The sequence below is a fragment of the Paenibacillus sp. sgz302191 genome, assembly GCF_057749925.1.
Genome location: NZ_JBYLHY010000003.1, coordinates 18,840 through 30,997 on the forward strand (window position 1 = coordinate 18,840; position 12,158 = coordinate 30,997).

10 protein-coding genes are annotated in these 12,158 nt (G+C 45.8%); all 10 read right to left on the reverse strand.

Features of this window, described 5'->3' with window-relative positions; all coding sequences use genetic code 11:
- Nucleotides 1-5: 5 nt before the first annotated feature.
- Nucleotides 6-323 (reverse strand): helix-turn-helix domain-containing protein, encoded by a 318-nt coding sequence (locus AC3G2T_RS04940; protein WP_474679305.1) that lies wholly within the window; start codon nucleotides 321-323, stop codon nucleotides 6-8.
- Nucleotides 215-1,630 carry a family 43 glycosylhydrolase gene (locus tag AC3G2T_RS04945; protein WP_488434959.1) on the reverse strand — a complete coding sequence of 472 codons (1,416 nt, stop codon included), beginning with the start codon at nucleotides 1,628-1,630 and terminating at the stop codon, nucleotides 215-217. Before AC3G2T_RS04945 ends, AC3G2T_RS04940 begins: the two co-directional genes overlap by 109 nt.
- A 367-nt stretch (nucleotides 1,631-1,997) precedes the next feature.
- On the reverse strand, nucleotides 1,998-2,396 hold the full coding sequence (locus tag AC3G2T_RS04950; RefSeq protein ID WP_488434744.1) for a beta-L-arabinofuranosidase domain-containing protein: 399 nt from the start codon (nucleotides 2,394-2,396) through the stop codon (nucleotides 1,998-2,000).
- Nucleotides 2,397-2,468: 72 nt separating this feature from the next.
- Nucleotides 2,469-4,811 (reverse strand): glycoside hydrolase family 95 protein, encoded by a 2,343-nt coding sequence (locus tag AC3G2T_RS04955; RefSeq protein ID WP_474679306.1) that lies wholly within the window; start codon nucleotides 4,809-4,811, stop codon nucleotides 2,469-2,471.
- 20 nt (nucleotides 4,812-4,831) lie between these two features.
- Nucleotides 4,832-5,002, reverse strand: coding sequence for a beta-xylosidase family glycoside hydrolase (locus tag AC3G2T_RS04960; protein ID WP_474679307.1), 171 nt, complete (start codon nucleotides 5,000-5,002; stop codon nucleotides 4,832-4,834).
- A 240-nt stretch (nucleotides 5,003-5,242) separates the two neighbouring features.
- Nucleotides 5,243-6,040, reverse strand: a complete 798-nt coding sequence (locus AC3G2T_RS04965; RefSeq protein ID WP_474679308.1) for a helix-turn-helix transcriptional regulator — start codon at nucleotides 6,038-6,040, stop codon at nucleotides 5,243-5,245.
- 264 nt (nucleotides 6,041-6,304) lie between these two features.
- Entirely contained in the window at nucleotides 6,305-7,855 is a 1,551-nt protein-coding gene (locus AC3G2T_RS04970) for a carboxylesterase/lipase family protein (RefSeq protein ID WP_488434745.1), read from the reverse strand.
- Nucleotides 7,856-8,019: 164 nt separating this feature from the next.
- A complete protein-coding gene (locus AC3G2T_RS04975) occupies nucleotides 8,020-9,819 on the reverse strand; it encodes a type 2 periplasmic-binding domain-containing protein (RefSeq protein ID WP_474679310.1) in 1,800 nt (599 codons plus the stop codon).
- A 42-nt stretch (nucleotides 9,820-9,861) separates the two neighbouring features.
- A complete protein-coding gene (locus AC3G2T_RS04980; RefSeq protein WP_474679311.1) occupies nucleotides 9,862-10,830 on the reverse strand; it encodes a carbohydrate ABC transporter permease in 969 nt (322 codons plus the stop codon).
- A complete protein-coding gene (locus AC3G2T_RS04985; protein ID WP_474679312.1) occupies nucleotides 10,827-11,750 on the reverse strand; it encodes an ABC transporter permease subunit in 924 nt (307 codons plus the stop codon). Before AC3G2T_RS04985 ends, AC3G2T_RS04980 begins: the two co-directional genes overlap by 4 nt.
- Between the last annotated feature and the right edge of the window lie 408 nt (nucleotides 11,751-12,158).

Here is a 12,158-nt window from a genome sequence, read left to right on the forward strand (position 1 = left end):
TCAACTCACTTCTTAGCTCGTAGGGCACCCCGATGCTCCAAGGGTGTCAAACCGGTCATTTTCTTGAAAAATCGGGTAAACGAGTGAGCCGCCTCGTACCCCACACGAAAACCGACCTCCGAAATTTTCAGCTCATCCTGCTTGAGCAGCTCTCTTGCTTTTCCAATCCTTGCTTTAAAGAACGTTGCCTGGAATGAGCAGAATCCTATGTTGGTTATTCCAATGTGAACGAAGCTAGACTCGCTCCTCCCGTACCCGTATACGTGAAATACAAGGCTTGTATGCCATCCGGTATAACGAGATCCGTAGAATATTCCTTCCATATATTTGTAAAGTCAACCGATATCTTCCCGAGAGCAGGACCGTCCCATGATGTTTTCACTTCAAAGGCACCACGGCAATATCCACGCACCCTGATTTTGACTTTCTTGATCCCATCGCACTGAAAATATTTAAATCCGGCTGTTGCGGAATCCCTCATATTGGCGATATATCCGATCTCCTCATCTCCATCTTTCCCATCTTGGGTAATCTTCGGAAACCGACAGTCCATCCATTCCCCGGGAGCTCCTGTATACAACGCCTCATCATTGCAAAACAGATTGCAAGCCAGGTACGAAGGATATTCCCCTCGACCGTCAAGCGGCCCTCCATTCGAACCGCAGGATGTCATTTCCACCTGCGGAATCGTACCATCCTCGCGGAATTCGATCTGTTCGATACAACCTTGCCGGCTGAAATTCGTTCCGTTGGTATGTCTATGATAAAAAATGTACCACTTTTCATTCATCTCAACAATGCTACCATGGTTATTGCCGCCATAATACATGGGTTTATTCGCCGGTTTGTATGAGCCGATATGAAGATCATTATTGCTGACAATGACTCCCTGATATACGAAATCCTTTGTTGGACATTTACTGGTCGCGTAGCACAGTTCATGCATGACGATGGATGAATAAATAAAATAATACGTATCGCCTTTCTTCCTTATAGAAGGAGCCTCAAAAAACTCATGCCCTTCGAATCCGCTGCCTTTGCTGTAAGGTTCACTTGGCGCGACAAATACCGGTTCCTCCAAAATCGTGAGCATATCGGGACCCAGGACCGTAGCCATGGCACCGCTTCTTGACTTGTCCCCAGCTGCACAGAAACCGGTATACAGGTACGTTCTTTCTCCTTCTGTCATCACTCCTGGATCAAATTGTGGCTCGTCGCCTTCTCTGTCTCCCAAACGTGTTCCATCGGCATATCGAACATAGCCATAAAATTCATATTTGCCGGCCGGGGTATCACAAACAGCGACCGAAACGATAGAAACCTTGTCAAGGGCATAGTACAAATAATAACGTCCATCCGGACCAACCGTGACATCTGGTGCATACAGACACATGCTTCCATCAGGATTAAGCGGATCATCTGTTTTTTTGTAAATCACGCCTTCATACCGCCAGTCTGCCGGGTCATCCTCAGGTGCCGACCAACAGACATAATCGTTCAAGCAAAACGCATGCCCATTGAAACGGTCATGAGAGCCATATACATAAACTCTGCCGTTAAAAACATACGGTTCTCCATCGGGAATATATTCCCATGATGGAAGATATGGATTTCTTGCTTGTTTTTTCATAATAATCTGTTCACTCCTTGCTAAATTCGATGTTTCTTTCATATACACTGAATATTCTTCTTCCTCGACTCTGAACAACGGTATGAATATCACCTGATTGCCCTGATCGTCATCCACAGCAAATTCCAGCCGGTCCTTTTCACGGTTAACGAGTTTATCATTGATATTCTGATTGGAAACTCCCTTCAGTTGCGAGTTTGACCCGATCTGAGCGAGTAAGATGCTGCCGAACATGACCGCCACCATACCATCTTCACCTTGAAACGGTACTAGATGCAGGAAAGCATCAATGTCAATTTCAATGTAGTCTTGGTCCTGAAACACACGATCTATGACAATATACCTTACCCTTTGAACTGCATGTTCCTTAAGACATCAGTTTAAAGGCCGTAAGTTCAGCAGCTTCAATCACGAGGGTTGACGTAAGTTTATCGGGGAATTCGGTAAACTGTGTGATCCTGACATTCTTTTCACTCCAAGCAATAGTAGATGATATAAAAGCATTTAGCAGTATACTTCCGTCGCTTTTAAACCAAATGTTCTTTTGGAGCTCACTCATCGCCTCGATCCCCGATACCGTGCAGCACCAGAAGGAGTCGTATAGGCCGCTGAATTTCTTAACAACGCCACTTCCCACAGGTTGATGGTATTGAGAAAGTCCTGTTTTATGGCTTGCACTATTAAGTACGGCGTTAAACTTGAGGGATTCCAAATGATTCTGATATTCGATAGACCCGGACCATTCTAGCAGCCGCTCCAAACTCATTCACCTGATTCACCTTCGTACAGCGGAGAATCCCATTCTAAGGAGTATTGGTTAGACGATAAAACCGAAATCTCAATTCGCGGGCTTGGATTCGGCCTTAGCAAGTACATGAACCGTAGTCCCTGCCTCCGCCTCAAACGAATAGGTTGATGCGTCGAGTTGCGTTGGCTCGTAAATCTCCCCTTCAATCCATAATTGGATGGGCAGATTGCAACGAATACGATACACCCCTTTATTATCTGGCTTCAGTACAGCATGCTGTAATTGACCGTCCTTCCATGCCATATCTACCGTTACCGCACCGCGGGCGCGAAGCCCCGTTACTTCACCATTGGACCAAGCATTAGGGAGAGCTGGTAACAAATGAATGGCGTCAGCATGGCTTTGCAGCAGCATTTCCGCGATACCCGCAGTCCCGCCGAAATTGCCGTCTATCTGAAACGGCGGATGATTATCGAGAAGGTTGGGCAATGTGGAGTGCGTCAAAAGGGCAGTTACATTTTCGTATGCTTCTTCCGCATCTCCCAGCCGAGCCCAAAAATTCACAATCCAGGCGCGACTCCAGCCTGTATGTCCGCCTCCGTTTGCAAGTCGTCTCTCAAGTGTCCGGCGAGCAGCAGCACTTAGGCTTGGTGTCTTCTCTGGAGTGATCTGTGTTCCCGGGTGCAAAGCGAACAAGTGTGAGATATGACGATGTCCTGGCTCCACTTCCTCATAATCTTCAATCCACTCCTGTATTTGCCCATGACGCCCAATCTGGGGCTGTGGCAGCTTATCCATTGTAAGTTTAAGCGTTGTCAAGAAGTCCATATCCGTCTCTAACTGTTCACCTGCCGCTAGACATGCGAGAAACAATTCGCGAGCAATCTGGCTATCCATGGATGGCCCATAGCAAAGCACGCCCGTTTCTCCATTCGGCAATCTATATGTGTTTTCAGGTGAGACAGAGGGGCAAGTGACAAGCACTCCACTAGGAAGTTCGACCATATAACCAACAAGAAAAGCAGCCGCTTCTTTCATCATCGGGTAAGCACGTTTCAGAAAGGCCTCATTCCGCTTGAATTGATAATGTTCCCAAAGATGCAAACATAACCATGCAAGACCAAGGGGCCAATATGTCGAGGGTAGATAAAGATCCTGCGGTGCGGTATCCGCCCAAATATCAGTATTATGATGGGCAGCACTGCCACCGCACCCATACATGACTTGAGCGGTTCGGCGACCGTTTGGAATCATCCGTTCGATCAATTCAAAGAGAGGCTCATGGCATTCGGGTAAATTGCAGATCTCAGCCGGCCAATAGTTCATTTGCGCATTAATGTTAATGGTAAATTTGCTGTCCCAGGCCGGCAACATATCCTTATTCCAAATACCTTGCAAATTCGCAGGTAAAGATCCTGGTCTGCTTGAAGCAATAAGCAGATAACGGCCATACTGAAAATATAAAGCTAGAAGTCCGGGGTCTTCATCTCCAGCTTTCATCCGTTCCAATCGTTTCGAGGTATCTTGTTCCACAGCATTGAATGCAGCATCAAGCCTTAACGACGTCCGCTCAAACAGTTTACAATAATCCTCAATGTGGGCCGTTAATAAATCGGTATACGTCCGTGAAGCAGCACGCTTGGCATTCGCAAACGCTGCGGATTCAGGATCGGACTCTCGAAAATCCGTGGCGGCGGAAATGACCAATGTGACGGCATCGGCATTGGTCACGACCAAGTGCTCCCCAATCGTACGCATTTGGCCTCCCTCTGGTTTGCACATCAACACACCGCAATAGTTAACACCTCCGCCACTATTGCCGCTCATCATGATCGAATTACCTTCTTCTGTGCGGATACGGTCTACGTATCGGAACCTTTCCCTTCCCATTCTTGCCGTAAAGGAAATTTGGCCCGGCGTATCAGCCGTCAATCGAATCACAATCGCGCCGTCCGGATAGCTCGCAAAGATCTTGCGACGATAATGAACCTTACCCGCCTTGAAGGAAATACTGACCACTGCTTCTGATAAATCGAGCTCCCGTTCATAATCGATGACTTGGTTATCGTCTAATGTTTGGAAATGAAGAAACAGATCGCCGAGCGGCACATAATGACGCTGGGTTTCAGGGATCGCAGTTAAGGCAAGCGAAGCGAGGGACTCGGCTTCTTTGAGCTTCCCTTCAAAAATGAGGCGGCGAATTTCCGGAAGATGTACCAAAGCATCCGGGTTATGCCGATCCCTCGGCCCTCCATACCATAAGGAATCTTCATTAAGCTGCAATCGTTCGGAGCATGGCCCTCCGAAAATCATAGCTCCCAGCCGTCCGTTGCCAATCGGAAATGCTTCGTCCCAATGCTTGGCTGGGGAGCGAAAAAATAGTCTTTCTTTGTACTCTAAACGTGCTTCACTCGTGATGATTGCCTCCTTCACTTTACAATCGGATTCTATTTCTAATCAGCAGGCTTGTATTCGAACCAATCAAATGCCGCAGGTACATTAGACTGCTTACCGTTTCCCGTTGCATACATACCAAAAAACACGCCTGTGAAACCACCTGCCACTTCGGTATAAAATGATGCCGTCTTCACCGAACAAGTGAAATGGCATTGATGGCGTCCCACGAAAGCTGGGCTGTCCGTATCGTTGAGCGTGACAGCCGAACCGTTTAATAGTCATGAACCTTGCACCTCAGAAAGAGACCAGTCAGATGCATTTTTGTTACTATAATATTCTCTTGCCCGCCTTAAACAGCGATCAGAACTTCATGCTGACTTCGTCCAGGGGATCACCGTTTCGGGATTCAATGGTTCATGCAACCACGTAGGACGTTTGGCGAAGAGTCTCCTGTTTTGTTGTGTAAGTTACGGTTTGGCGGCCTTCTCAACAGATGCGCCTTCCATCTGCTTGTGAAATTTTCTTGGTGTAAAGCCCGTAATCTGCTTGAATTGACGGCAGAAGTGCTCCACGTTGTTATACCCGCAGCGTAAAGCGACCTCCGCGATGGATAGAGAGCCGTGCAACAAATATTCCTTGGCTTGGCGGATGCGGCTTGTAATCACGTCATCCATACAAGAAATCCCGAAAGTCTTCTTGTAAATTGTCTGCAAATACCCAGGACTGATGCGGATAGAGTCGGCCATTCTCGGAACCGCCCAGTCCTGGCTAGGATTACTGTAAATGGCGGTTCGAAGCGTTAACAAGTTGTAGTATTTGGGCGTAATTACTTCTTGAAAGTAAGATTCCAGCAGCTTGTTAAACAGGGTTCTCAGTAAGCAGTCAATGGATGATTCTTTATAATATTTTTGAAATGAGTGTTCGCTGACGAGGAGTTGGAATATTTTGTGGCAGTATTCAGGGTCATTCAATGAAAATGGCACTCCGAATGGAAGCGATGTTTCCGTTACATACGATTCGTTGGATTCGAAACGAATCCAGTCGTTCTTATATTGTTCCGCGCAGGCCCGGTAATAAATTTTTTGATGGGGATGGTATAAAACTCCACTGTGTGCCGGGTACTCCTTCAATTCTTCATTGACCCAGAACAGGGCAGGTGTATGGGTCACGACGAGCAGCCAACAGTTATGGCCCTCAGGGATATCGAACACAAAATTGCTTGCGTGCGCGGCATCATACTCAACATAGAAAATGTTGGTCATCATGATCCTCCAGTATCAAAAAAATGACAATACATCAATTATTTATTAGCATATATTACTGTTTGAAAACAGTCAACGAAGCAAAGGAACGACGGCTCGTTCGGCACTCTTGCCTAGATCGAAAACTAGATGTTCATTGAAATGGTAATGGGGCAGCTGGTTATGGTGATAGCACTCGATCAAAAAGAACAGGCGCGGTTTGCATATTCCCTGCGCTTTAAGTGATATAGTTGCCGAATTCCAGTTTCATGGAACTTCCTCCCCTTGTCAATCTATACTTCCGCATACGAATTCAACGGATTTTCTCTTGAAATATTGTCTCACGAGAAGCTGCATCATATCACTGGGTTGTTCACTGGAAAACTCGGCTTGATCCACGAATCGCATGCCGTACGGTGCATTTGGCGTATAGGGCTCCCACCGCGGCAAGTCCTCTCCCGTAGAATCTTTGCCGTTCGGATCTCCACAACGAATGAAGTTCGCCCAGTAATTGCACATTTGGCGGGCAAGATCGTAATGTTTGCCGACGAACGGCCTCCAGCATTTGGCGAGGGTCTCGAAGAAGAACCAGAGATCCACCGAGTGGAACGTTCCAGGGTTATCCCAACCTGGGATTCCCGCATCGAAATTGTAATAGTACAGCGGGAGATTGGCGCCGGTATCCGCATTGGCCTGCCCGGCAATCCGTATCGCGTATTCGATGCCACTTACCGAAGCTTTTTTCAAGACCTCATCGAAGTTGCTTGATGGAAATCCGCAAATTTCAAGAAATTCATTGGCATCATCGCCGAATAAGTCGACGGCCAAGTTCTTGATTTCGTCCAGCGAACCGGCCTCCGGAGCGCTGAAAAACTCGGATGACGTATGGCCGAACATCACCGGTACCTGCAAGCGCTTGTTTTGAAGGAACAATTCGAACGCGTTGCCATCACTGAACTTATTGTCGACGACGGTGCCCCAGAACGCATTGTACTCCAGCATCTTGTCTCGGAGAGAAACCGCATCAAGCTTCCGCGCTTCCACAAGCGAGGAAATGCCGAGAAATTCGAAGAATTGAACACCTTCCTGTTCGGCTTCCCTTATATCGCGCAGAAACCTGGGCGTGCGGGCTCCCGGGTAGAGCTCCGTGAATACCCCGCTCTGCACGATCGCTCTCTGAAAGAGGCCGTTGTTCTGCGGTGAAGTAAGCTGGTTCATGACGCTTCCGCCGCCGGCAGATTGTCCGCCGATGGTGATGTTGTCCGGATCGCCGCCGAAAGCAGCGATATTGCGTTTGACCCATCTTGTAGCAGCTTGTTGGTCGAGGTGGCCGAAGTTCGCGGGAGCTTCCGGCGATTCCGCCGTGATTTCAGGGTGGCATAGAAATCCGAACACGTTCAGACGATAGTTGATCGTGACTACGACGATGCCTCTTCGGGCGATGCGTTCCCCGTCGAACTCCATCTCGGCCGTATGACCGACCTGCAGACCTCCTCCGAAATACCATACGTACACCGGCAGCTTTTCATCGGCACGGTTAGCCGGGGTCCACACGTTAAGGTAGAGGCAGTCCTCGTCCATGGCGATGTCCGGTTCCACGGCCCATTCCCGGGTATAAATATTGTTTTCGTCGATTTCTTGTCTGACCTGCATCGAGACCGGCGCGAATTCGTACGCTTTGAGCACGCCCCTCCAGTCTTTGGCGGGCTGCGGGGCACGCCAGCGGTTCTCTCCTACGGGCGGAGCGGCAAACGGGATCCCTTTGAAAATCGTGATCCGGGGGTCGGCTGCCGGCAGCCCTTGTACCAATCCGTTTTCAACGTTTACGACTCTAAGCATGTTTGATTTCTCCTTTCATTAAGCGAACTCTTTCCACGAAAGCGTCTTTGCAAGAATCTGCAAAAGATCATTGACGGACAGTGTATTAGTCTAGAATCAGAAAATGAATGAGGGATATATAAGATCAGATCATACATATCCCTCATTCATAAAAATTATAATTTTTACTTTTTAGCTAATGCATCGGCACGCATTTTAATAATCTTTTGCGCCTTTTCCGTATCCGAAGCAAATACATCATTCCAGCCGAGGCCTATCACATCTTTCTTCAACATTTCCCAAAGCTTGTCGAACTCTGCTTGATTCTTTGCGAATACCATTTTCCAGGATGTGTTCTTTACATAGTCAGAAATCTGGCTGCGTTTGTTTTTAATATCTGATGAATCGCTTCCTAAACTTGTATTGATATTGGGAACGATATCGATCATCTTATGTTTCAGGTAGTAATCTGTTGCGTTTTCTGCATTATAGGTGTTCTGCCAATCCGTCGTTAACGCTGTCTTGTTCGCTTCAATTGTTGAGCCCCAGTAATTGCTGTTATAAAACTCCCCTGTCTTTGGATCTTTGGCAAAATCGCTTATGATCATCGTGTTAAGCTTGCTTTGTCCGTCCTGGTATCCGCCGCCTCCGTACTCTTCCGGAACGGGTGTATTTTTCTGGAATGCGGTTTGACCCACTTCGGTCAGCTTAAATTTACCGTCTGCCGTCTTTTCGTAGTTGAAGCCTTCAAATCCATTCACATAGTAGCGCAGGCCTTCAGGAGAAGCAAGCCAATCCATGAATTCCATGATCCGATCGGGATCATTGGCTTTGGAACCGATAGCAAATACTCTACCATTGCCGTAATAAGCATCGCTTGCCTGAATGATGTGCATGTCAGCGATCGGAACAGCAACATTCCCGTCACCCTTTTTACCTCTTTCAATTGTATTGTAGAACCCTGTTTCCCATGAGTACCACAAGAGAAGCACCTGCTTGTTGGTCAGCTTTTCTGATACTTTGTTCCAATCCTGGGTTGGTGAGTCAGGATCAACCAAACCCATCTGATTTGCTTTAAAATAGAATTGCAGAATCTTCTTGTACATACTGTTGTCATCGATGAGCGGAACGATGTCGCCTTTTGCATTCAACTGGATGGTGGTGGTTCCTTCTGGCTGCTCATAACCGTACCAATTGCTCAACCAGCGTGCATTTTCCATAGTGCCTCTGCTGTCCCAATCCTTCCACAAGGTGATCGGAGCGATCGCTTTACCGTCCGGAGTCTTGGGAAATTTCTCATGCATTTGCTTCAGAACATTTAAAAGATCATCCAGATTGTTCAGCTTGGGAGCCCCAACTCCCTTGAAATAATCCCAAGGCATTATTGGGCTTGAGTAAGGGGTTTGTTCCGAGAATGTCGTTGGTGAAGTATCTGCCTCAAAAGTCGGCAAAGCATAAATCTTGCCATTCGGATTTACTTTTTGAAATGCTGCATTGAAAGGTTTGAAATGATTATCCACATATTTGGACAGGTTCTGCGTATTCTTGATCTTATCCGTGAGATCCATAATCAGACCGGCTGGAATTAATTCTTCCAACTGATTGTTATTGACGATCAGGAGATCGCCCAAATTTCCTGCTGCCGATCTTGTCTTGTATAGCTGATCGCCGGCAATCTGCGGAGCAAGAATGTTCAATGTGATATTGAACTTATCCTTAATAAGCTTTCCATACCACCCTTTCTGCTCACCTTGATAATTTGCTGCATTGTCAAAAACGGTAATGGTCAGCGGTTTACTGTGATCTAGTGCTGTACTAGCCTTGGATGTAGCTCCAGTACCGGAGTCTGGTGACTTACTTGGTTCCGTTGATGCAGCCTTATTGTTAGATTCGCCTCCACAGCCGGTCAATGCTATCGAAACCATTAAGAGGCTTGCAAACAATAACAACATCGATTTTTTTACTGCTTTACTAGGTTTACTCATACTCAACCCCCATATTGTTTCAATTTATTAAACCGGTGCAAGTTATCCTTTCACTGCACCGATCATAATCCCCTTTACAAAAAACCTTTGGAAAATCGGATAAACCAACATAATGGGCGCTACAACAATAATGGTCACCGTCATTCGAATTGAAGTAGTGGTTTGCTTTGTTGCCAGACTTGTTATCGCTGTCGAACCGGCATTCTGCAGGTTTACCATGCTGGATATGGAACTTGCCTGATTAATATAGTTATATAGAATAAACTGCAAGCTATATAGTTTGCTCTCCGTGACCAACAACAACGTGTCCTGGAAGGAGTTCCACTGATCCACTGCAGCGAATATGGCAACTGTAGCCAATATGGGCTTACAGATCGGCAACATGATTTTGAAAAAAAGGGTCATGGTCCCGGCCCCGTCGATACTTGCCGCATGTTGCAATTCCTTCGGCGTTGATTCCACGAAAGTCTTTACAAGAATGATGAAAAACGGAGCTACGATTGTCGGCAGAATATAGGCCAAAAAATTGTTTGTCAGATGCAAAGACCTCATTGTCAAATACCATGGAATAACCCCGGCATTAAAAAACATGGTTAAAACCGTATAGCGATACCATAATTTTCTCCTCCACATGTCCTCCTGGGTAAACATGAATCCCAGAAAGGCGGAAGCCCCTACCGTCAAAGTGGTTCCAATCACGGTCCTTCCTACAGATACAATGGCTGCATCCCACAACCCCGGTATTTTAAACGCATCCACGTAGTTATGAAATTGGATATTTATCGGGTAAAAGATAACATCACCTTTGGCACTGATATCGTTTGCACTTATCGTATTAATAATGATTGAGTAAAATGGATATACACAAATAAGCGCATACAGGGAAAACAGGAAATATATTAAAACAGTAATCATTTTGTCTGTTGGGCTGACCTGGACTTTAATTTTTCTAGTGAGATGGCTGCCATGCACTTTATCATTCGGCGCCAGCCCTACTGCTTTATCACTCATACAATACTCTCTCCTCTTAGTCTTTTTGATAGTCCGTTCACAGAAAAGAGAAGTACAACACTAATCAAGCTCTTTAGCATACTGATCGCGACGGACACGGAATAGCTGCCGCCTCCCATTGCTAGGTTGTAAACATATAAGTCTAAAACCTGTATGGAATCCTTGTTAAATGCATTTTGAAATACGAAATATTGCTCCAAGCCATTATTCAGAAAACTCGCAATTTGCAGCATCAACAAAACAAAATAGGTCGGCACCATACTCGGCAATACTACATGCCAGATCACCCGCATTCTTGTCGCGCCGTCTACATAGGCCGCTTCATATAGAGAATCATCAATACTCATAATCGCCGCTATATACAATATGGCTGACCAACCCAATGTTTTCCAAGTCGTCCAAATCCACATCATAATCCAAACATGGTCGGAGTTTTGAAGAAGTAATATCGGGGAATCGATAAATCCAAGTTGTTTCAAAAGGCCGTTGACTATACCTTCACTAGAGAACATTGAAAATGCCAGTGAATAGACCAATACCCAGCTGATGAAGTTCGGCAAGGTTGTTACCGTCTGTATAAACCTCCGGAAACGTACGGATTTGATCTCCGTCAGGAATATGGCAAAAATCATTGGAAGCCAGGAGAATAGCAGATTCAAGCCACTCATCCCAAACGTGTTCTTGAGTATTTGAAGCGTTTGATCGATCTTTACTTGGTTTTCGACCAAGGTATGAAACCACTTCAGACCAACAAACGGCGATTGGGACAGCGGAATCGGCGGCGTATAGTCAAAGAATGCATAAACCCAACCATATAGCGGGTAATATGCAAAGACACCAAGTAAAACCATAAAAGGCATAATAAAGAGGAATTTTATTGTTGAGATGCTTTTCTTGCTGTATTTTTCTATTCGTACCATGTCAGGCCCCCTATTTTATATTCAACGTATTATTGACAAATAACGATATCCAAAAAAAATATGAAGTGTCGAAATGGCAGTTTCACTCTACTCCAGCGCAAAAGGTCATCGATGAATTTGAGGACGTACCTTGTTTTGGTAGCGTTTTCATTCGGTTTCGTTAAAGCTATTATAAGATATCAATTTTTTCAAAACAATGACGTATTCTCATCGATTATTGATCTATTCTCATATAGCTCGGTGAATCACGATGATGGCATCTATGAACAGTGGAGAAAAGGTTGTGGTGCAAAGCTCTAATTCATGATAACGTAATTGATAATGAAGTCATCAGATGGAGTAACTTACTTTGGAAACCAAATTGGATTTTTTTAAATGGAAGCAATATTTCTCATCAATTCTGAAAAT

Excerpts from the sequence above, each read along its gene's own strand:
- AC3G2T_RS04940 (WP_474679305.1), bottom strand. The coding sequence starts at position 323 with ATGGAAGGAATATTCTACGGATCTCGTTATACCGGATGGCATACAAGC.
- AC3G2T_RS04945 (WP_488434959.1), bottom strand. The coding sequence starts at position 1,630 with ATGAAAAAACAAGCAAGAAATCCATATCTTCCATCATGGGAATATATT.
- AC3G2T_RS04950 (WP_488434744.1), bottom strand. The coding sequence starts at position 2,396 with ATGAGTTTGGAGCGGCTGCTAGAATGGTCCGGGTCTATCGAATATCAG.
- AC3G2T_RS04965 (WP_474679308.1), bottom strand. The coding sequence starts at position 6,040 with ATGATGACCAACATTTTCTATGTTGAGTATGATGCCGCGCACGCAAGC.
- AC3G2T_RS04970 (WP_488434745.1), bottom strand. The coding sequence starts at position 7,855 with ATGCTTAGAGTCGTAAACGTTGAAAACGGATTGGTACAAGGGCTGCCG.
- AC3G2T_RS04975 (WP_474679310.1), bottom strand. The coding sequence starts at position 9,819 with ATGAGTAAACCTAGTAAAGCAGTAAAAAAATCGATGTTGTTATTGTTT.
- AC3G2T_RS04980 (WP_474679311.1), bottom strand. The coding sequence starts at position 10,830 with ATGAGTGATAAAGCAGTAGGGCTGGCGCCGAATGATAAAGTGCATGGC.
- AC3G2T_RS04985 (WP_474679312.1), bottom strand. The coding sequence starts at position 11,750 with ATGGTACGAATAGAAAAATACAGCAAGAAAAGCATCTCAACAATAAAA.